At 74.5% G+C, this 19,797-nt stretch carries 18 protein-coding genes; 5 read left to right on the forward strand and 13 right to left on the reverse strand.

The window, feature by feature from the left end:
• The first annotated feature begins 49 nt into the window (after positions 1–49).
• Positions 50–913 carry a PASTA domain-containing protein gene (locus ACZ3IL_RS27030; RefSeq protein ID WP_467394382.1) on the forward strand — a complete coding sequence of 288 codons (864 nt, stop codon included), beginning with the start codon at positions 50–52 and terminating at the stop codon, positions 911–913.
• 261 nt (positions 914–1,174) lie between these two features.
• Here ACZ3IL_RS27030 and ACZ3IL_RS27035 read toward each other — a convergent pair whose 3' ends face one another.
• Positions 1,175–2,062 (reverse strand): universal stress protein, encoded by an 888-nt coding sequence (locus ACZ3IL_RS27035; RefSeq protein WP_467394384.1) that lies wholly within the window; start codon positions 2,060–2,062, stop codon positions 1,175–1,177.
• Positions 2,063–2,361: 299 nt separating this feature from the next.
• Entirely contained in the window at positions 2,362–3,921 is a 1,560-nt protein-coding gene (locus tag ACZ3IL_RS27040) for an MFS transporter (RefSeq protein ID WP_467394386.1), read from the reverse strand.
• A gap of 459 nt (positions 3,922–4,380) precedes the next feature.
• Here ACZ3IL_RS27040 and ACZ3IL_RS27045 point away from each other — a divergent pair, with 459 nt between their 5' ends.
• Positions 4,381–6,033 (forward strand): AMP-binding protein, encoded by a 1,653-nt coding sequence (locus ACZ3IL_RS27045; RefSeq protein ID WP_467394388.1) that lies wholly within the window; start codon positions 4,381–4,383, stop codon positions 6,031–6,033.
• 72 nt (positions 6,034–6,105) lie between these two features.
• On the opposite strand, the gene ACZ3IL_RS27050 is transcribed toward ACZ3IL_RS27045, so the two are convergent.
• The 9 genes from ACZ3IL_RS27050 to ACZ3IL_RS27090 form a co-directional block, all read right to left on the reverse strand.
• Complete coding sequence (locus ACZ3IL_RS27050; RefSeq protein WP_467394389.1) at positions 6,106–7,584, reverse strand: amino acid permease; 1,479 nt, start codon at positions 7,582–7,584, stop codon at positions 6,106–6,108.
• A gap of 120 nt (positions 7,585–7,704) precedes the next feature.
• Entirely contained in the window at positions 7,705–8,736 is a 1,032-nt protein-coding gene (argF, locus tag ACZ3IL_RS27055; protein ID WP_467394391.1) for an ornithine carbamoyltransferase, read from the reverse strand.
• 232 nt (positions 8,737–8,968) lie between these two features.
• Positions 8,969–10,201: an arginine deiminase gene (locus ACZ3IL_RS27060; protein ID WP_467394393.1), complete on the reverse strand. Its 1,233-nt coding sequence runs from the start codon at positions 10,199–10,201 to the stop codon at positions 8,969–8,971.
• 59 nt (positions 10,202–10,260) lie between these two features.
• Complete coding sequence (mmuM, locus tag ACZ3IL_RS27065; RefSeq protein WP_467394395.1) at positions 10,261–11,175, reverse strand: homocysteine S-methyltransferase; 915 nt, start codon at positions 11,173–11,175, stop codon at positions 10,261–10,263.
• Positions 11,176–11,189: 14 nt separating this feature from the next.
• Positions 11,190–12,113: an LLM class F420-dependent oxidoreductase gene (locus tag ACZ3IL_RS27070; protein ID WP_467394397.1), complete on the reverse strand. Its 924-nt coding sequence runs from the start codon at positions 12,111–12,113 to the stop codon at positions 11,190–11,192.
• A gap of 119 nt (positions 12,114–12,232) precedes the next feature.
• Complete coding sequence (locus tag ACZ3IL_RS27075) at positions 12,233–12,787, reverse strand: DUF6099 family protein (RefSeq protein ID WP_467394399.1); 555 nt, start codon at positions 12,785–12,787, stop codon at positions 12,233–12,235.
• 129 nt (positions 12,788–12,916) lie between these two features.
• A complete protein-coding gene (locus tag ACZ3IL_RS27080; protein WP_467394423.1) occupies positions 12,917–13,324 on the reverse strand; it encodes a nucleotide pyrophosphohydrolase in 408 nt (135 codons plus the stop codon).
• A 185-nt stretch (positions 13,325–13,509) separates the two neighbouring features.
• Positions 13,510–14,643 (reverse strand): AAA family ATPase, encoded by a 1,134-nt coding sequence (locus ACZ3IL_RS27085; protein ID WP_467394401.1) that lies wholly within the window; start codon positions 14,641–14,643, stop codon positions 13,510–13,512.
• A 433-nt stretch (positions 14,644–15,076) separates the two neighbouring features.
• On the reverse strand, positions 15,077–15,511 hold the full coding sequence (locus tag ACZ3IL_RS27090; protein WP_467394403.1) for a cell division protein SepF: 435 nt from the start codon (positions 15,509–15,511) through the stop codon (positions 15,077–15,079).
• Between the two features lie 272 nt (positions 15,512–15,783).
• Here ACZ3IL_RS27090 and ACZ3IL_RS27095 point away from each other — a divergent pair, with 272 nt between their 5' ends.
• Positions 15,784–17,031, forward strand: coding sequence for an SLC13 family permease (locus ACZ3IL_RS27095; RefSeq protein WP_467394405.1), 1,248 nt, complete (start codon positions 15,784–15,786; stop codon positions 17,029–17,031).
• A gap of 155 nt (positions 17,032–17,186) precedes the next feature.
• Positions 17,187–17,642 (forward strand): tellurite resistance TerB family protein, encoded by a 456-nt coding sequence (locus ACZ3IL_RS27100; RefSeq protein ID WP_467394408.1) that lies wholly within the window; start codon positions 17,187–17,189, stop codon positions 17,640–17,642.
• 36 nt (positions 17,643–17,678) lie between these two features.
• Here the strand turns inward: ACZ3IL_RS27100 and ACZ3IL_RS27105 are convergent, their stop codons facing one another.
• Positions 17,679–18,611 (reverse strand): M56 family metallopeptidase, encoded by a 933-nt coding sequence (locus tag ACZ3IL_RS27105; RefSeq protein ID WP_467394410.1) that lies wholly within the window; start codon positions 18,609–18,611, stop codon positions 17,679–17,681.
• A gap of 5 nt (positions 18,612–18,616) precedes the next feature.
• Entirely contained in the window at positions 18,617–19,021 is a 405-nt protein-coding gene (locus ACZ3IL_RS27110; protein ID WP_467394412.1) for a BlaI/MecI/CopY family transcriptional regulator, read from the reverse strand.
• A 317-nt stretch (positions 19,022–19,338) separates the two neighbouring features.
• On the opposite strand from ACZ3IL_RS27110, the gene ACZ3IL_RS27115 reads away from it, so the two are divergent.
• On the forward strand, positions 19,339–19,797 hold a 459-nt coding region (locus tag ACZ3IL_RS27115; RefSeq protein ID WP_467394413.1), incomplete at its 3' end, for a hypothetical protein.

A 19,797-nucleotide genomic window follows, 5' to 3' on the forward strand; every position in this document is an offset into this window, starting at 1 on the left:
TCCGGGCATAAGTCGGCGGGAGTTCGGACGGCGGGCCTACGATCCAGCCGTGGACCCGTACCCCTCCGCCTCTGCTCCCGCCCCTGCCCCGACACCGCCCGCCCCGCCCGCCCCGCGCCGCTGGTGGCAGCATCCGGTGCTCGTCGCCGGCGCGCTCGTCGTGCTGCCGCCCCTCGGGATCGCTCTCGTGTGGCTGAGCCCCTGGGGCCGGAGGGGGAAGATCGCCGCCACCGTCGCGGCGGCGGCCTGGTTCGCCCTCCTGCTCTTCGGAGACCCTTCGGGAGAGCCCGAGGGAGCCGGGGAGGCGAAGGGCGGCCGACCCGCGGGCGGCGGGGCCTCCGTCTCCGCACCGGCCTCCGCGTCCACGGGCGCTTCCTCCCCGGCTCCGGCGCCCGCCGGGCCGCCGCGGCTCGTGGGGAAGGTCCTCCGGGCGGCGAAGGCCGGCGCCTCCGCCGCCGGGTACGACGTCGTGACGCACGACGCCTCCGACCGGGACGACGGGCAGTGGGACGCGGACGGCTGGAAGGTGTGCTTCCAGACGGCGGCAGGACAGCGGGGCGGGGGCCGGCCCGTGCTCGACCTCGGGGTGGTGCGCGTCGGCTCGCCCTGTCCCGCCGCGGACGGCGAGAAGATCACCTGGCCGGTGATGCCGGGCGTCGCCGGAGCGACCTTCGTACGGGCCGGGAAGACGCTGGAGGCCGTCGGGGTGAGGAAGGCGCGGCCGGAGAGCGTCTACACCGACGTCGCGCTGCCCACCGACCCGGCCGGGTGGAAGGTCTGCTTCCAGGACCCCGCACCGGGCAAGGAGCTCGAGAACCCGCAGTACGTGACCGCCTACCTCAAGCTCGCCCCGCCGGACGCCGCCTGTCCCGACGAGCCGTACGCCCGGCTGCGGCCCGAGCCGATGCCCTAGACAGTTTCGTTCGGATCAGGCGGCCGCTGGTGCGGGTGTGCCGGCGACCGATGCGCAGTGGGCGCGGATCGAACGGTCGCTCCCGGACCGGACGCCGAAGCGGGGTGGCCGCCGGCGTGACCGTCGTGAAGTGATCGGCGCGATCGCCCACACGTTCCGGACCGGCACGCGGGTGGGGACCCGCCGGGAGCGCGGCCGTCCGGCCACGGCTCCCTCAGACCGCGTCCTGCGTGGTGGGCCCGTCCACGCCCTCCGGGGGCCTTACCATCGGGCGTCGGTTCCCCGTACGACGACGACCGGGCAGTGGGCGTGGTGGAGAAGGGCCTGGCTGACCGATCCGAGGAGCAGGCCGGTGAATCCGCCGCGGCCCCGGGAACCGACAACGATCACGCCCGCGTTCCGGCTCGCCCCGATCAGGGCTTCCCGGGCGTCGTCCCCCACCACGGTGTACTCGACCCTGACATCCGGGTACCGCCGCCGCTGATCTGCGACGGCCTCGGCCAGGAGAGGTTCCCCGGCCGCGAGCGTGACCGGCTCCGGAGCGCAGGAGGGCGCCGACGAAGCCCGCGGAGGTGCGACGGCCGCACTCCCCGGCGTCCACGCGTGCAGGGCCACGGTCTCCGTGCCGCGGAGGGCGGCCTCCTCGAAGGCGAACTCGACCGCTCCCTCGCCCGCCTGTGAACCGTCCACCCCCAGCAGGACGGGGCCGGCCCGGTCGGGCTCGCCCCGCACCACCATGACCGGACAGCGGCCGTGCGCGGTCAGGTGCACGGCCATCGAGCCCAGCAGAAGACCTACGAACCCGCCCGTCCCCCGGCTGCCGACGACCACCAGTGAGGCCGTGCGCGACTGGGCCTCCATCACCATCAGCGCCTCACCCGCCACCACCGCGTTGCCGACCTCCACACCGGGCGCCACGGAACGGGCACGCTCCACGGCCTCCGCCACCAGCCGCCCCACCACGTTCCGCACCTCGCCCTCAGGAGGTCCAAGCGGCACCGCACCGGGCGGCACGTGCTTCGCCGGCCAGACGAACGCGTGCACCACCTTCAGCCCGCACCCGCGCAACCGCGCTTCGCGGGCCGCCACCGAGACCGCCTCCAGACTCGAGGGCGAGCCGTCCACCCCGACCACGATCGGCCCCCTCACGATGTCTCCCCCGTCTTCCACCGCGGAGCCCGCCCGCAACAGGACGTGCCACCCGGCCGCACGTGCCACGACGTCCTGCCGTCTTGCCTTCCGACCGACCGCCCCGCACAAACAGCGATCACTTTGATGACCATTCCTCCCGTTTATCACATCTATCGAGCGATCACAGGACGCCGGCGGGCCAGGCGGGCGGTCCGGCGATCCGCCCACGGCATGCGTACGGCGCGACTCGCGACTCGGCACGAGAAGGCCGCCGCCCTCTGCCCGGCCCGGCTTCACGCCGATCCGAACGAAAGGCCCTAACCGCCGCCCGGCATCATGCCCGCGCCGCCCTTGAGGCGTTCGAGGTCCGAGGGGCGGACCTGGATGACGAACAGGGCGATCAGGACGCCGACGGCGGCGAACACGGCCGCCGTCACGAAGCCCGCCGAGACGCCGGAGGTCAGCACCTGGTCGCTCCAGGGCTTCGGGAGTTGGCCGGTCTCGGCGAACCGGGCCTTCTCCCGGGGGCTCGCCTGCGCGAGGAAGGCGGGCACCTGCTTCTCCGCCTCGTTGCGGCCGGCCGTGCCGAAGACCGTGACCAGGATCGACAGGCCGAGCGATCCGCCCACCTGCTGCATGGCGTTGAGCAGGCCGGACGCCGCGCCCGAGTCCCGCTGCTCGACGTTCGAGAGCGCCATGATGGTCAGCGAGACGAACATCAGGCCCATGCCGAGGCCGAAGACGAGGATCGGGCCGAGGACGCTGCCCAGGTAGGTCGAGTGCACGTCCGTCAGGGTCAGCCAGGAGAGGCCCGCGGCCGCGAGCGCCGAGCCCGCCACCATGAACGGCTTGGGGCCGTACCGGGGCAGCAGGCTGGACGTGATTCCGGCGCCGACCGCGATGATCGCGCTGACCGGCAGAAACGCGAGGCCCGCCTTCAACGGGCTGAAGCCGAGCACCTGCTGCACGAACAGGGTGAGGAAGAAGAACATCCCGAAGATGGCCGCCGCCAGGCACAGCATGATGGCGTAGGTGCCCGAACGGTTGCGGTCGGCGAACATGCGCAGCGGGGTGATCGGCTGCCGGGAGCGCCGTTCGACCAGGATGAACGCGGCCAGGAACAGGACCGCCGCGACGAACGAGCCGATCGTGTACGGATCGCGCCAGCCCTCCTGGGCGGCGCGGATGAACCCGTACACCAGCGCCACCATGCCGAGCGTCGAGGTGAGCGCGCCGACGAGGTCGAAGTGGCCGGGCCGCGGCTCCGACTCCTTGACGTGCCGGGGCGTCAGGAAGGTGATGAGCAGGGCGATGGGCACGTTGACGAAGAAGATCCAGCGCCAGTCGAGCCACTGGACGAGCATGCCGCCGGCCACCAGGCCGATCGCTCCGCCGCCGGCCGAGACGCCGGCGAACACCCCGAAGGCACGGTTGCGTTCGGGGCCCTCGTCGAAGGTCGTGGTGATCAGCGAGAGGGAGGTCGGCGAGGCGATGGCGCCGCCGGCGCCCTGGAGGGCGCGGGCGGCCAGGAGTTGCCACTCGTTCTGGGCCAGCCCGCAGAACAGCGAGGCGAGCCCGAAGAGCAGGACGCCGGCCATGAAGACCCGGCGGCGGCCGAGGATGTCCCCGAAGCGCCCGCCGAGGAGGAGGAGTCCGCCGAAGGTGAGCGTGTAGGCGTTGACGACCCAGGCCAGGCTGGTGGTGGAGAAGCCGAGCGCGCCCTGGATGTGCGGGAGCGCGATGTTCACGATCGTGATGTCGAGGACGACCATCAGCTGACAGGAGGCGATCACGAACAGGGCGATGCCCTTGCCGTCCCCGCCGCTTCCGCGGGGGGCCGTCGCCGTGGGGGTCGTCGACTTCGGGGTGCTAGACATGAGCGTTCATGGCGTGTGCGCCCTCACCGGAGGGAGTCGCCGTGGCCGGTCGGTCCACGGCCGTCAGTCCACCCTCACGACCCTAAGGCCGGCCCGTACGGGTGACCAGTCGATCAAGCGGGCGCGGGGCCGCCCGGCCGCCGGGGGACATGGTGGGGGCCGCCCGGCCGCCGAAGGACGCGGCGGGGGGCACGGCGGGGGGCCGCCCTCCCGGGCCGGGCCGGGAGCCGTACGCCGGGTGGTCCGCTCCGAACCGGGTGAGAATGCGGACATGCGGGCCCTCCCCGGCGCCCTCCGGCGCCTTCGCCGTCCCGACGCCCCGCGGCGTCCCCGCGCCGCCGCTCCGGGGCGGCGCCGCCGCGCCGGCCCGGGGTCCGCCCTTCACGCCCCGCCCGCCGCCGACGCCCCGGTGCGCCGGTGGCACGGCCGGCGGCCCCGTCACGACAGGGGGACGGACCCGTGGAACTGACGCCCTCCGCCCATCTCGACACCTTCGCCCGCGACCGGCTGCCGCCGCCGGACCGCCTGCCCCGGCTCCTCCTCGACCTCCCCGGACCGGCCTACCCGGACCGGCTCAACTGCGGCGCGGAACTCCTCGACCGCACGGTGGAACGGTTCGGCGCCGACCGTCCCGCCTTCCGCGACGACGACGGCGGGGTCTGGAGCTACGGGGAACTGCTCGACCGGGTCGACCGCGTCGCCCACGTCCTCACCACCGACCTGCGGCTCGTGCCCGGCAACCGGGTCCTGCTGCGCGGCCCGACCTCCCCCTGGCTGGCCGCCTGCTGGCTCGCCGTGATGAAGGCGGGCGGCATCGCCGTCACCGTTCTGGCCCAGCAGCGCGCCCCCGAGCTGGCCTTCATGGCGGAGACGGCCCGCTGCACCCACGCGCTCTGCGACGTCCGTTCCCTCGACGGGCTGCTCGCCGCCCGGATTCCCGGCCTCCGCGTCACCCCCTTCGGCGGGGACGGCCCGGACGACCTGCTGGCCCTCGCCGCCCGGCGCCCCGGCCCGTACGAGGCGGTGGCGACCGCCGCCGACGACGTGGCCCTCATCGCCTTCACCTCCGGAACGACCGGGCGGCCCAAGGGCTGCCTCCACTTCCACCGGGACGTCCTGGCCGTCGCCGACACCTTCTCCGCGCACGTGCTGCGCCCGCTGCCCGACGACGTCTTCACCGGTTCGCCGCCGCTCGCCTTCACCTTCGGCCTCGGCGGGCTCGTCGTCTTCCCCCTGCGGGCCGGGGCGAGTGCGGTCCTCCTCGAACAGGCCGGGCCCCAGCAGCTCCTCGCGGCGATCGCGCGGCACCGGGTCTCGGTGCTCCTCACCGCCCCGACCGCCTACCGGGCCATGCTCTCCGAACCGCTCCGGAGCACCGCCCCGGACCTCGGCTCGCTGCGCCGCTGCGTCTCCGCCGGGGAGAACCTGCCGGAGGCGACCTGGAGGGCCTGGTACCGGTACACGGGCCTGCGCCTGATCAACGGCATCGGCGCGACCGAGCTGCTGCACATCTTCCTCGCGGCGGCCGACGGCGACGCGCACCCCGGTTCGGCCGGCCGGCCGGTGCCCGGCTGGCGGGCCAGGGTGGTCGGCCCGGACGGCCGGGAGGTCCCGGACGGCCAGGAGGGGCTGCTCGCCGTGCGCGGCCCGGTCGGCTGCCGCTACCTGACCGACCCCCACCGGGACGGGCGCGCCCAGGAGGGGTACGTGCGGGAGGGCTGGAACATCACGGGCGACACGTACGTCCGCGAACCCGACGGCCGGTTCCGGTACGTCTCCCGGGCGGACGACCTGATCATCTCGGCCGGGTACAACGTCGCGGCTCCCCAGGTCGAGGAGGTGCTCCTCGACCACCCGGACGTGCTCGACGCGGTGGTCGTCGGCCGCCCGGACGAGCTGCGGGGCCAGGTCGTGGTGGCGTACGCGGTGGTGCGGGAGGGGGTGCCGCGCGACGCGGGCACGGCCGCCGCGCTGCGGGCCTTCGTCCGCGCCCGCCTCGCCCCGTACAAGTCGCCCCGCGAGGTCGTCTTCCTCGACGCGCTGCCGCGCACGGCGACGGGCAAGCTCCAGCGCTTCCGGCTGCGGGAGCCGGCGCGGGCGGGGGCCGGGTGAGCCGGGCGGACGGGCCGCGCGGCGCCCGTCCCCTTCCGGACGCCGTGTCCGGGAGGGGCGGGGCGGCCCGGCTCACGTCCCCGGCGGCACCGGCCCGGGAGTCTCCTCCGGCGCGGCGGCGAACCGCGAGTTGCGGCGCCCGTAGACCGCGTAGAGCAGGGCGCCCGCCCCGAGGAACACCGCGAACTGCAGCCAGGTGCGCCGGCCCGTGCCCCAGATGAGGTACAGGCAGAAGCCGATGCCGAGGACCGGGCTGACGGGGAAGAACGGCACCCGGAAGGAGCGCGGCAGGTCGCGGGCGCGGCGGCGCAGCACCATCACCGCGAGGTTGACGACCGCCATGACGGCGAGGGTGCCGATGGTGGTCAGGTTGACGACCACGTCGAGCGGGGCGAGCGCGGCCGGTACGGCGAAGACGGCGGCCACGATCCACGTGTTGGCGACCGGGGTCGCGGTCCTGGGCGAGACCCGTTCGAAGACCCGGGGCACGAGCCCGTCGCGGGACATCGACATCAGGACGCGGGTCTGCCCGTACATCACCGCGAGGACGACGGAGGCGATGGCGACGACCGCGCCGAAGGCGATGACCCCGCCGCCGGCCGACGAACCGGTGACCCGGTCGACGACGAGCGAGAGCGCGGCCGGGCGGCCGGCGACCTCGTCGGCGCCGAGCGCCCCGATCGCGGAGAGCGCGACCGCGCAGTAGAGCAGGGTGACGACGCCGATGCAGACGAGGATGGCGATCGGGATGTTCCGGCGGGGGTTCTTCACCTCCTCGCCGGCCGTGGTGATCGCGTCGAAGCCGATGTACGAGAAGAACGCCACGGAGGCGCCCGCCGTGATGCCGGCGGCGCCGCTGCCCGCGAACGGGGAGAGGTGTCCGTCCTGGAAGGCGGAGAAGCCGACGGCGCAGAAGACGAGCAGGATGCCGATCTTGAGGACGGCCATGGCGGTGGTCGCCCGCGCGCTCTCCCGGACCCCGCGCACCAGGAGCGCGGCGGCGAGCAGGATCACGATCACGGCGGGCAGGTTGACCACTCCGCCCTCGGCCGGTCCGGCGGAGAGCGCGGCGGGCAGCTGCCATCCGGTCAGGCTGTCGAGGAGTTCGTTGAGGTACTGGCTCCAGCCGACCGCGACCGCCGAGACGGACACGCCGTACTCCAGGAGCAGGCACCAGCCGACGAGGAAGGCGGACCGCTCGCCCAGGCTCGCGTAGGCGAACGAGTACGAGGAGCCCGAGACCGGGATCGCGCCGCCCAGCTCCGCGAAGGAGAAGGCGGTGAACACGCAGGTGACCGCGGCGAGGACGAAGGAGACGACGACCGCGGGTCCCGCCTCGGCGACGCTGTCGGAGAGGCCGACGAAGATGCCGGTGCCCACGATCGCGCCGACGCCGAAGCAGACGAGCTGGAAGAGGCCCATGGTGCGCTTGAGGCCGTGGCCCTCGAGGTCGGCGCCGGACTCGGCGATGAGCCGCTGCGGCGACTTGATCCGCCGGGAGGGGACGGTCCGCGAGGGGGTGGCGGGGGGCCGCGGAGTGGACGGGGACATGCGGGGTTCTCGTTTCTGGTGCGTGCACGCGCGAGGGGGGCCCGGGCCTGCTCGCCCGAACCCCCCTGAACCGTGCGATCGTAAACCGCACCCCGCATATTCACCCAATCAGGAGCAAAGCTATGCCCCGGGGGCCGCCGGGGCGTCCCCGGTGCCCGCCAGGGTGGCGACCAGGACGGCCTTGATGGTGTGCATCCGGTTCTCGGCCTGGTCGAAGACGACCGAGTGGGCCGACTCGAAGACCTCGTCGGAGACCTCCAGCTCGGTCAGGCCGTGCCGGGCGTGGATGTCGCGGCCGACGGCGGTGCCCAGGTCGTGGAAGGCGGGCAGGCAGTGCAGGAACTTGACGTCCGGGTTCCCGGTGGCGCGCAGCACGTCCATGGTCACGGAGTACGGGGCGAGGGCGGCGATCCGCTCGTCCCAGACCTCCTTGGGCTCGCCCATGGAGACCCAGACGTCGGTGGCGACGAAGTCGGCGCCCCGGACCCCCTCCGCCACGTCCTCGGTGAGGGTGAGGGTGGCGCCGCCGGCGCCGGCGAGCCGGCGGGCCTCGGCGACGACGCCCTCGGAGGGCCAGTACGCCTTCGGGGCGACGATCCGGACGTCCATGCCGAGCAGGGCGCCGGTGATCAGGTAGGAGTTGCCCATGTTGAAGCGGGCGTCGCCGAGGTAGGCGAAGGAGACGGCGTCCAGCGGCTTGTCCGTGTGCTCGGTCACGGTGAGGACGTCGGCGAGCATCTGGGTGGGGTGCCAGTCGTCGGTGAGGCCGTTGAAGACGGGTACGCCCGCGAAGGCGGCGAGCTCCTCGACCGTGGCCTGGCTGTCCCCCCGGTACTCGATCCCGTCGAACATCCGGCCGAGGACGCGGGCCGTGTCCTTGACGGACTCCTTGTGGCCCATCTGGGAGCCCGAGGGGTCCAGATAGGTGGTGGAGGCGCCCTGGTCGGCGGCGGCGACCTCGAAGGCGCAGCGGGTGCGGGTCGAGGTCTTCTCGAAGATGAGGGCGATGTTCCGGCCGCACAGCCGCCGCACCTCGGTGCCCGCCTTCTTGGCGGCCTTGAGTTCGGCGGCGAGCGCGACCAGGGCGCGGAACTCCTCGGCGGTGAAGTCCAGCTCCTTGAGGAAGTGGCGGCCGATGAGGTCTGTGGCCATGGGTCGCGCTCCTGTGGGTACGGTCGGGGGACTGCGGTCGGGGACTCTGGAAGTGTATACGCAGTTCAACATTTATATACAGCCCCCTTCCGGGCTCCGGCGCCCGCCCCGACGCCCCGCCCCGGCAGCCCTCCGACCTGCGGCCCTTCGACCTACTGCCCTCCGACCTGCGGCCCTCCGCTCCGGCGGCCCTCCGACCTACTGCCCCCTCCGCTCCGGTGGCCCCCGTCCCTCAGCCCGCGTCCCGCTCCACCGGGCAGCTCATGCAGCGCGGGCCGCCCCGCCCCCGGCCCAGTTCGCTGCCGGGGATCTCGATCACCTCGATGCCCTGCTTGCGCAGGTGCGTGTTGGTGGTGACGTTCCGCTCGTACGCGACCACCACCCCCGGCTCCACGGCCAGCACGTTGCACCCGTCGTCCCACTGCTCGCGCTCGGCCGCGTGCACGTCCTGGGTCGCGGTGAGGACCCGGATCTCCGGGAGCCCCAGGGCCGCCGCGATGGCGGCGTGCATCCGCTCCGGCGGGTGGTCGGTCACCCGCAGGGGGCGGCCCTCGTCCCCCGGCTCGATCGTGTACGAACGGAGCATGCCGAGCCCCGCGTACTGGGTGAAGGTGTCCTGGTCCACCATCGTCATCACCGTGTCCAGGTGCATGAACGCGCGCCGCTTCGGCATGTCGAGCGCGACGATCGTGTGCGCCGAGCCCGCCGCGAACATGCCCCGGGCCAGCATCTCCACCGCCTGCGGGGTGGTGCGCTCGCTCATTCCGATGAGCACGGCGCCGTTGCCGATGACCAGGACGTCCCCGCCCTCGATCGTGGACGGGTAGTCCGCCTGTCCCTCCGACCAGTGGTGGAAGGGGCCCGCCCCGGGGCCGGTGAAGAGGGGGTGGTGCTTGTAGATCGCCTCGAAGTGCACCGTCTCGCGCTGCCGGGCCGGCCAGCGCATGGCGTTGATGGAGACGCCGTCGTAGATCCAGGCCGAGGTGTCCCGGGTGAAGAGGTGGTTGGGCAGCGGGCCGAGGAGGAAGTCGTCCAGGTCGAGGGCGTGGAAGCGGACCGAGGTCGGCTCCCGGTGCGCCGCCAGGAACTCGCGCTTCGTCATCCCCCCGACGAGCACCTCGCCGAGCGCGACGGCGTCGAGGGAGTCGAACGCGGCCCGCAGGTGGTCGGTGGCCAGCGGGCCGTACTCCTTCTCGTCGAAGACCCGGTCCAGGACGAGCGCGCGGGCGGCCGGCACCTCCAGCGACTCGCTCAGGAGGTCCGCGAAGAGGTGCACCTCCACGCCCCGGTCGCGCAGCACGTCGGCGAAGCCGTCGTGCTCCTGCCGGGCCCGTCTCACCCAGAGCACGTCGTCGAAGAGGAGGGCGTCCTTGTTGGTCGGGGTGAGCCGCTTCAGCTCCAGATCGGGCCGGTGGAGGATGACGCGGCGCAGCCGCCCGGTCTCGGAATCGACATGGAATCCCATGCGTCCATCCTGACGGAGCGGGACGGCCGTGGCGCGTGTTTCGCGGCAGGGAGGGCCGCTCAGCGCGTGCCGCCGGCGCCCAGGACCCCGGCGAGGGCCTCGATCGCGGGCGGGCCGACCCGGCAGCAGCCGCCGACGAGCCGGGCCCCGGAGCGGACCCAGCCCGCGGCCCGCTCCGGGTCGAAGGCGGCTCCGCCGCGCCAGTCCCGCGCCCGGGCGTCCCAGCGCTCCCCGCTGTTGGGGTAGACCACGGCCGGCCGGCCGGTCACGGCGACGGCCGTCTCCACGGCGGGCCCCACGTCGGCGGGGTCGCAGCAGTTGACCCCGACCGCCACCACCCGGTCGTCGCCCGCGGCGACCGCGAAGGCCTCCGCCAGGTCCTGCCCGGCCCGGGTCCGCCCGCCCTCGACCGTGTACGAGAGCCACACGGGCACCCCGCACCCCTCGGCCGCCCGCAGCAGCGCCTCCGCCTCGTCCGCGTCCGGCACCGTCTCCAGGGCGAGGACGTCGGGCCCGGCCCCGGCGAACGCCTCGATCCGGGGCCGGTGGAAGGCGGCGAGCCGCCGCACCGACAGCCCGTACCGCCCCCGGTATTCGCTGCCGTCCGCCAGCATCGCGCCGTACGGCCCGACCGACGCGGCGACCCAGACCTCCTCCTCCGCGCCCTCCGCCGCCGACCGCGCGAGCTCCACGCTCCGGGCCAGCAGCCGCGCCGCCTCGCCGTGCCCCAGGCCCCGCCGGGCGAAGCCCTCGAAGGTGGCCTGGTAGCCGGAGGTGACGAGCACCCTGGCCCCGGCCCGTACGTACGCCGTGTGGGCCGCCTCGATCTGCTCGGGCCCGTCGGCCAGGAGCCGCGCGGACCAGAGCGCGTCCGAGAGGTCGCAGCCCTGCGCCTCCAGCTGGTTGGAGAGCCCGCCGTCGAGGACGAGCGCCCCCGCCCCGAGGGCGTCGGCGAGCGTACGGACCGGTCTCATCGGCTCGCCCCCGTTCAGCCCAGCTGCGACTGGACCCGCGCGGAGATCAGCTCCAGGTGGTCCAGGTCGTCCAGGTCCAGGACCTGGAGGTAGACCCGGGAGGAGCCGATGGCCGCGTACCGTCCGAGCTTGTCGACGACCTCGGCGGGCGAGCCCGCCAGCCCGTTCGCCTTCAGCTCGTCCACGTCCCGCCCGATGGCGGCGGCCCGGCGGGCCACCTCGGCGTCGTCCTTGCCGACGCAGACGACCAGCGCGTTGGAGTACACCAGGTCGTCGGCCGCCCTGCCGGTCTCCTCGGCGGCGGCCCGCACCCTGCCGAACTGCCTCTCGCTGTCCTCCAGGGAGGCGAACGGGATGTTGAACTCGTCCGCGTACCGCGCGGCGAGCCGCGGTGTACGGGTCGCCCCGTGCCCGCCGATCAGCACCGGAATCCTGGACTGGAGGGGCTTGGGCAGCGCCGGGGAGTCGGTCAGCCGGTAGTGCTCCCCCTCGTAGGTGAACGTCTTGCCGACCTCGGTCTCCCACAGGCCGGTGACGATCGCCAGCTGCTCCTCGAGACGGCCGAACTTCTCCTTCGGGAAGGGGATGCCGTAGGCCTTGTGCTCCTCCTCGAACCAGCCCGCCCCCAGGCCCAGTTCGATGCGGCCGCCGGACATCCGGTCCACCTGGGCGACCTGGATGGCGAGGACGCCGGGGAGACGGAAGGTGCCCGCCGTCATCAGGGTGCCGAGACGAATCCGCTTCGTCTCCCGGGCCAGGCCCGCCAGGGTGATCCAGGCGTCCGTCGGACCGGGCAGGCCGTCGCCGGACCCCATGTGGAGATAATGGTCGGAGCGGAAAAAGGCGTCGAATCCGAGGTCCTCGGTGGCCCGGGCCACCGTGAGGAGGGTGTCGTAGTCCGCCCCCTGCTGGGGTTCGGTGAAAATGCGAAGATCCATGGCTCCATCCTGCACCGTCGCCCGGAAGCCGACCTCTCCGCCACCACCCGGACCGCCCCGTTCCGGCCAGGCGGGCGGGCGGCGCGGCGGCGGTCCGCGCCCTTCCCCCGCCGGCGCCGTCAGCACGACGCCTCCCGGTCCGGGACGGCTCGGTCCGGCGAAACGGCACGGTCCGGGACGGCACGGTCCGGGACGGCACGGTCCGGGACGGCACGCTCCGGGGCCGGGTCGGGCGGGCGGGCCCGCTCGCCGTCGCGTACGGCGAGGCGTCGCAGCATGCCGCGCACCCGGTCGCCCGACTCGTCGGCGGCGTCGATGGCCTCGATGCACTGCCAGTAGAGGCCCTCGTCGTCGGTGGCGCAGGCCACGCCCACCAGGGCGATCCCCACTTCGTCGAGCAACTCCCCCAGATCCGTCAACGCCCGCTCCGGGCGCAGGACTTCGGTCAGCCGGGCCGCGCGCGGCCCCCCGGTGCCCCACACCGCCGGGTACTCCCCGATCTCGCTCAGCCCCCGCGCCTCTCCCCGCAGCTCCTGCGGCCCGCAGAGCGCGAGACGGCTCCCTATCGCCTGGGCGAGGGCCTGGGCCTGCCAGGCCTCCCCCACGATGTCCTGCGCCGTCCCGCTCTCCGCCAGCGCATGCCGGCCGAGCGCGACGAGTCGCTCCGCTTCCATCAAGACCGCCCCCGTTCACACGACGTGCCACCCGCCCACTCACTCATTACCCAGAGTGAATCGAACTGAGCCCAAACACCAGAGGAATGCGGAAATCTGTGGACAGGAAGTCTGAAGGGGAAAAGTCGATCACTCCGAAGAGTGACGATCTTCGGCCTCACTTTCCCTCTCGCCCCTTCCGTCCCGTCGGGCGGGAAAGCGGACCTCGTTGCGGTCGATCTTGGCCGCGAGCGCCGCCAGCGGATCGACCCCGAGCACCGCGCAGAACTGGAGGAGGTAGGCGAGCACGTCCGCCACCTCGTCGGCGACCCGGTGGGCCGACTCCGGGTCCCCCATCACCCGTTCCGCCTGCTCGGGCGTCAACCACTGGAAGATCTCCAGGAGTTCGGACGCCTCCACGCTCAGGGCCGCCGCCAGGTTCTTGGGCGTGTGGTAGGGCTGCCAGTCGCGGGCGGCCGCGAACTCGACCAGCCTGCGCTGCAACCCCGCCACGCCGACGGGCGTCGGATCGCCGTCCCTCGCGCCCCCGTCCGTCACCCCGCCGTCCCCCGCGTCCCCGCCCGTCACACCGCCGCCCTTCACGCCCTCGCCCGTCGCAGCGCCGTCCCCCACCTCGCCGCCACCCGTCATCCCGTCACCGCTCGTCGTCCCGTCGCCGTCCGTCATCCCGTCGACCCCCGCCCCGTCGTCCACCACACCGCCACCCGTCGCGTCGCCGTCCGTCACGCGCCCAGGTCTACCACCGTCACCCCGGGCGTCCGGCGCGCCTCCTCCACCACCCGGTCGCCGACCGTTCCCGCCACCCGGATGTGTCCCTCACCGGCGATGTCCACGGCGAGGCGGAGCAGTTCGCCCGTCTGCCTCCTGTCGAGACCGCGGTCGAGGCCGTCGACGAGCAGCGTCAGGCTCTGCATGGCGTCGGGCACCTCCGCGATCCGGTCCGTCTCCAGGACTCCGGGGCCCGTGAGCAGGGCGAACGCCAGTGCCAGGTAGCGCAGTTCGCCGTCGCCGAGGCGGCCGAGCGGAGTCACGGGCCGGCCGTCCCGTTCGAGGACCGCCCGGACGGTGCCCTCCCGGAGTTCCCGCGCGCCGAGTCCGGTGACGGTTCCCGCGCAGCCCGCTCCCGCCGCGGCGGCGAGGCGGTGGCGGCGCCGGGAGCAGTCCGTACGGGTGCGGTGCAGGACCTCGGCGAGGTTGGCGCAGTCGCGCCGGAGCCGCCCCTGCCCGGGCGGCACGGGCGCCCGCATCCTCTCGGGCCTGGGGTCGCAGACGAAGGCGGACCGCAGCCCGATGACCACCTGTTCGGCGGCGGCCAGGACCTCCAGCTGCCCGGCGGTCTTGCCCGCGACCCGCAGCGGCAGCAGGGCCGTGCCGAGGAGGTCGTCGGGGAACGGGGCCCTGGTCACGGGGGTGGTGCCCGCCGTGTGCCACTCGGCGTGGACGGCGTCGCGGCCGGGGTCGCGGAGCGCGGTGGAGAGCAGGGTGCGGCCCCCGGCGGTGAGCCGTTCGCCGACGACGCGGAGCCGGGGCTCGGCCTGGACGGCGAGGTCAAGGCGGACGGGGCCCCGGGGTCCGTCGACGGTGCATCCGATGCGGAAGCCGCGCCTGCCCTGGGCGTCGGGCCGGGCGCGCTCGGGAACGTGGTCGGCGGCGTCGGGGAACACCTCGTCGAGCGGGTCGCCCGCACCGAGCCGGGCCAGCGCCTCGTACGCCCTCAGGGTGGTGGACTTGCCGCTGCCGCTGGGACCGGCGAAGAGGGTCACGGGACCGAGCGCGTGCGTGGCGGAACGGTGGCCGGCGAACGCGGAGAGCCGCAGTTCGGTGACGGCGGGGCGGGCGGCCCGCCCCTCCGACACCGTCCGCCCCTCCGACACCGTCCGCCCCTCCGGCACCGTCCGCCCCTCCGACACCGTCCGCCCCTCCGACACGGCCGGGCCCCGCCGCCCGACCGGGCCCCGCGCCCGGGGGACGGGGAGGCGGGGGCCGGACGGGGGCGTGGCGGGGGTACGGGCCCCAGGGACGCGCGGGCCCGCGGAAACGGGGACGGGAACGGGACCCGGGAGGGGAACGGCTCCGGGCGGGGTGACGGCGGGGGGAACGACGGCGTCCGCGAACGGAGCGGCGTCGCGGGAGGAAACGGCGCCCCCGGAAGGAAGGACCGTGTCCGGGGAAGGGGTGCCCGAGGACCGGGCGTCTGACGTGCGGGCGGGTGCGGGGCCGCCGGTGGCATCCATGCCCGGACCGTATGCGGACCGTTCTCGGGCGAACCGTTACACCGGCGCGATCTTCCTACGAACGGGGGACGCCCGCGGTCCGGCCGCCCACGACGTCCTCCTCGTCCCCGTCCTCCTCCACGCCCTCGACCTCCGTGCCGGCCGGGGCGAGCAGGAAGACGTTCCGGTCGACGCGGTGCATCCCGCTGCCGAGCCCGAAGACGACGCCGCTGCTGAAATCGAGGATTCGCTTGGCGACCTCGGTGTCGGCGCTGGTCAGATCGAGGAGCACCGGGATCTGGGCGATGAGGTACTCGGCGACCTCGCGGGCGTCGGCGAAGACCTGCACGCGGAGCACGACCATGCGGCGCTGCTCGGCGGAATCGTACTGCTCGGGGATCGTGCGGTGGTCGACCCTGGACGGCCATTCGTCACGGCCGCGCAGGGGCACGACCTGGGCGAGGCCCTCCCACTGCTCGTCGGTGACGTCGTACCTCTCGTACCTACTCATGGGCCCATCCTCCCGCTCCTCACCCGTTCGGCCCAACAACGACACGACGGGATGACGGCGCGGAGGGCCGCGAGGGCCCCGAGGTCACCCGGACGGAGCATTCCGCCCGGGTGGGCGCGGTGCCCGACGACGGCCGGGGACGCCGTTCCGTCCCGGTCCGCCGCCGCTTCCACGGTCTCCGGCGGGGCGTCCGCGTGCACGCCCCCGTCCGCGCCTCCTCTGCCGGACCCCCCGGGCGGGGTCCCGTCCCGGCCGACCCGGATGATCGGGGGATGCTCGCCCCGTCCGTGTCCGTGCTCGCCCTGGCCGTGGTGCTCGTCTGCGCCGTCGTCCGTCCCTTCCGTCTGCCCGAGGCGGTCTTCGCGCTGCCCGCCGCCGGGATCGTCCTCGCCGTGGGGGCGGTCACGCCGCAGGCCGTGCGCGAGGAGACCGCACGCCTCGGTCCGGTGATCGGTTTCCTCGCGGCCGTCCTCGTCCTCGCCGGACTCTGCGACGACGAGGGCCTCTTCCACGCCTGCGGGACGTGGATGGCCCACTGGTCCCGCCGCCGTCCCCGCCGGCTTCTCGGTGCCGTCTTCGCCCTCGCCTCGCTGATCACCGCCGTTCTGAGCCTGGACGCGACGGTCGTCCTGCTGACCCCGGTGGTCTTCGCGACGGCCGCCCGGATGGGGGCCCGGCCGGCGCCGCACTCCTACGCGAGCGCCCACCTGTCCAACACGGCCTCGCTGCTGCTGCCCGTCTCGAACCTGACCAATCTGCTCGCCCTCGCCGCCACCGGCCTGGGCTTCACCCGGTTCGCGCTCCTGATGCTGCTCCCCTGGCTCGCCGCCATCGCGGTCGAGTACGCGGTCTTCCGGCGCTTCTTCGCCCGCGACCTCGACGCCCCGGCCACTCCCACCGAGCCGCCGGAGGCCGTGGAGACGCCGCTCTTCGCCCTGGTCACCGTGGCGGCGACCCTCGCCGGGTTCGCCGTCGCCTCGGCCACCGGCACGGACCCGGCCTGGGCCGCCGCGGCGGGCGCCGCGGTCCTGGCCGTACGGGCCCTGGCCCGCCGCCGCACCACCCCGCGCGCGCTGGTCCGCTCCGCCTCGCTGCCCTTCCTCGCGTTCGTCCTGGCCCTCGGCGTCGTGGTCCGCGCCGTGGTCGACAACGGCCTCGGCACCGTCCTCACCCACGTCCTCCCCGGGGGCACCTCCCTCCCGGCCCTGCTCGGCACCGCCGCGCTCGCCGCCGTCCTCGCCAACCTGATCAACAACCTGCCCGCGACCCTCGCCCTCGTCCCGCAGGCGGCCGCCTCCGGACCGGGATCGGTGCTCGCCGTCCTGATCGGCGTGAACATCGGGCCCAACCTGACGTACGCGGGCTCGCTGGCCACCCTCCTGTGGCGCCGCATCGCCCAGGACCACGGCCGGCCGGCCGCACTCGGGGAGTTCACGCGCCTCGGCCTGCTCACCGTGCCGGCCGCCCTCGCCGCGGCGACGACGGCCCTGTGGGTCTCGCTGCGGCTCCTGGGCGGGTGACCGCCGGGCACGGGCGGGCGCGCCGGCGGTTCCCCGGCCGCCCCGGGCCCCGGGAAGGGGCTCGGGAACTCCGGAAACCGCCGGGTCCCGGGAACCTCCGGCCGGACTGCTACGTTCTACATGTTCGTAGAAGTTATTCGACGTCTGGAGCACTCATGGCCCTGTGGGACCGCGTCAAGGAATCCGCATCGACGATGCAGACCCAGCTGATGGCGAAGAAGAACGACCTGAAGAGCGGTGCGTTCCGGGACGCGAGCATGGCCATGTGCGCCCTCGTCGCCGCCGCCGACGGCACGGTCGACCCCGCCGAGCGCCGCCGGGTCGCCCAGCTCATCGCGACCAACGAGGTGCTGCAGAACTTCGACGCGGCCGACCTCCAGCGCCGCTTCGACGCCAACCTGGACAAGCTCACCGCCGACTTCGACTTCGGCAGGGTCAGCGTCCTCCAGGAGATCGCCAAGGCGAAGAAGAAGCCGGCCGAGGCCCGCGCCGTCGTCCAGATCGGGATCGTCATCGGCGGCGCCGACGGCGACTTCGACAAGACGGAGCAGGCCGTGGTGCGCGAGGCGTGCTTCACCCTCGACCTGCCGCCGCACGAGTTCGACCTGTAGAGCCCGTGGGCGGAGCCCCCGGCGCCCGGGGTCCCGCTACACCGACGTGGTGGCCGCGCGCAGCACCAGGTACAGCGTGACGGCCGAGTTGGCCGAGGACAGCGCCGACACCGTCGTGCCGAAGGCCGCGCCCCACGCGGCCAGACCGGCGGCCGTGGACACCGGCGGCCAGGCGCGCCCCACCGGGGCCGGACGCATCAGGGCCGCGACCCGCCGGGGCACCGGCCCCACCGCCGCCAGGGCGGGCAGGGTGGCCGCGGGGGCGCGCGGGGCGAGGAGCGCGGCCCGGCCGATCGCCCGGGCCACGGTCCGGCGACTGCCGACCTCGGCCGCCGCCTCCTCGTCGGCCCAGCGCTCGGCGGTGTACGCGACGGCGGTGCGCAGCGGGCGCAGGAACGGGTTGGCCCGCGCCGCCAGGTGGACCGTCAGCAGATGGCGGTGGTGACGCCCGTTCAGGTGGGCCCGCTCGTGGGCGAAGAGCGCCCGCCGTTCGGCGGACCCGAGCCCGGCGAGCATGCCGGTGCTGACCACGATCCGCCCGCGCCCGCCGGGCAGCGCGTACGCGTACGGGGTGCGGTCCGGCAGCACCGCCACGGACGTCCCGGGCAGTCCCGCGAGCGCGCCCGCCGCCCGGCGGCGCACCCGCAGCTGCCGCCGGGCGGCGACGGCGCAGGAGACGAGGACGGCGAGCAGCGCGGGGATGGCGGCCCGGCCCGCGATCTCGTCGTACGGGACGGCCGCGCGCACGTCCGGGTCGGACCAGCCGTCGGGGAGCGGGTTGCCGGGCAGCTGCGCGGTGCCCACGATCACCAGGAGCCCGAGGCAGAGCGTGCTGCACACGGCGGAGACCCCGGCGACGGCGGTGAGCAGGCGCGTCGCGGTGCGCGGGTGGAGCCGCTGCTCGGCGAGGCGGGCGACCGGCCACGCGGTCAGCGGGAGGACCAGGGGAAGGAAGACGAAGACGCCCATGGCGGTCAGCCTTCCTCCTCCCCGGCGTCCGGGGAGAGGAGTTCACGGAGAAGTCGTTCGTCGTTCGGCGAGAGCGCGGTGACGAAGCTGGCCAGGACCGCCTGGCGGTCCGTCTCGGCGTCGAGCACCTTCCGCATCCGCAGGGCGGCGAGCCCCGCCTCGTCGGCGACCGCCGTCCACCGGAAGGAGCGGCCCGCGCGCTCGCGTTCGACGGCGCCCTTCGCGCACAGGCGGGTCAGGATGGTGATCACGGTGGTGTAGGCGAGACCGCCGCCGAGCCGCTCGCGCACCCATGCCACGGGCACCGGTTCGGACGCCTCGCGGAGCACGGCGAGCACCTGGGTCTCCAGTTCGCCCTGCCCGCGCCTGCGGGCCGGGGGCGCCGCCCCGTCCTCGCTCCGGTCCACCATGCCGCCGTCCTCCCGCTCCGCCGCGCCCGCCGGCCCGCCCACGCCGTCCGCCGGGGCTGACCATCGTACTGACGGGGGCTGACCATCGTACTGAGTGGCGGGAGGACCGGGCGGCGTGAGGAGCGTCCGCGGGGCCCGCGCCCATGTCCCTCGGGGGTCCGGCGTGAGACAATCGAATCCTTTCACGACACGGGGGCACGGTTTCCACGGTTCGGCGCGAAAGCGCGGCCGCACGAGCGCCGGGCCGCGCGGGCGTCACGGCCGCGCGGGGGCGCGAGGGGCGCGGGCCGGTCCGGGGGCCGAGGGGGGTACGGCACATGACGTGGTTTCTCGGGTTCGGGGTCGCCGGGCTGGTCGTCCTGGCCTTCTCGCTGGTGTTCGACGGCGTCCTGGAGAGCGTCGACATCGGCGTGGACGGGTTCCTCTCCCTCCCGGTGATCGCCGGGTTCGTCTCGGCCCTCGGGTTCACGGGGGCGATCGCCACGGGCGCCGCCGGTGCGGGCGCCCTCGTCGCGACTCTCGTCGGTGTCGTCGCGGGCACCCTGACGGGCTGGCTGACCTGGCGGTTCAGCCGGGCCCTGCTCCGGGACGGCGGTGCGCCCGCGCCGCGTGGCGAGGACCTGACGGGAACCTCGGGCGCGGTCGTCACGGCGATCCCCGTCGCGGGGTACGGCGAGGTCCTGCTGTATCTGGGCGGGCAGCCGGTGAAGTACGCGGCGAGGGCCGCCGTGCCGGTGGCGCGGGGCACCGAGGTGTGGGTGGAGTCCGTCCTGTCG

Source organism: Streptomyces sp. NPDC014907, assembly GCF_055562975.1.

Excerpts from the sequence above, each read along its gene's own strand:
- ACZ3IL_RS27040 (WP_467394386.1), bottom strand. The coding sequence starts at position 3,921 with ATGTCTAGCACCCCGAAGTCGACGACCCCCACGGCGACGGCCCCCCGC.
- ACZ3IL_RS27050 (WP_467394389.1), bottom strand. The coding sequence starts at position 7,584 with ATGTCCCCGTCCACTCCGCGGCCCCCCGCCACCCCCTCGCGGACCGTC.
- argF (WP_467394391.1), bottom strand. The coding sequence starts at position 8,736 with ATGGCCACAGACCTCATCGGCCGCCACTTCCTCAAGGAGCTGGACTTC.
- ACZ3IL_RS27060 (WP_467394393.1), bottom strand. The coding sequence starts at position 10,201 with ATGGGATTCCATGTCGATTCCGAGACCGGGCGGCTGCGCCGCGTCATC.
- mmuM (WP_467394395.1), bottom strand. The coding sequence starts at position 11,175 with ATGAGACCGGTCCGTACGCTCGCCGACGCCCTCGGGGCGGGGGCGCTC.
- ACZ3IL_RS27070 (WP_467394397.1), bottom strand. The coding sequence starts at position 12,113 with ATGGATCTTCGCATTTTCACCGAACCCCAGCAGGGGGCGGACTACGAC.
- ACZ3IL_RS27075 (WP_467394399.1), bottom strand. The coding sequence starts at position 12,787 with ATGGAAGCGGAGCGACTCGTCGCGCTCGGCCGGCATGCGCTGGCGGAG.
- ACZ3IL_RS27090 (WP_467394403.1), bottom strand. The coding sequence starts at position 15,511 with ATGAGTAGGTACGAGAGGTACGACGTCACCGACGAGCAGTGGGAGGGC.
- ACZ3IL_RS27095 (WP_467394405.1), top strand. The coding sequence starts at position 15,784 with ATGCTCGCCCCGTCCGTGTCCGTGCTCGCCCTGGCCGTGGTGCTCGTC.
- ACZ3IL_RS27100 (WP_467394408.1), top strand. The coding sequence starts at position 17,187 with ATGGCCCTGTGGGACCGCGTCAAGGAATCCGCATCGACGATGCAGACC.
- ACZ3IL_RS27105 (WP_467394410.1), bottom strand. The coding sequence starts at position 18,611 with ATGGGCGTCTTCGTCTTCCTTCCCCTGGTCCTCCCGCTGACCGCGTGG.
- ACZ3IL_RS27110 (WP_467394412.1), bottom strand. The coding sequence starts at position 19,021 with ATGGTGGACCGGAGCGAGGACGGGGCGGCGCCCCCGGCCCGCAGGCGC.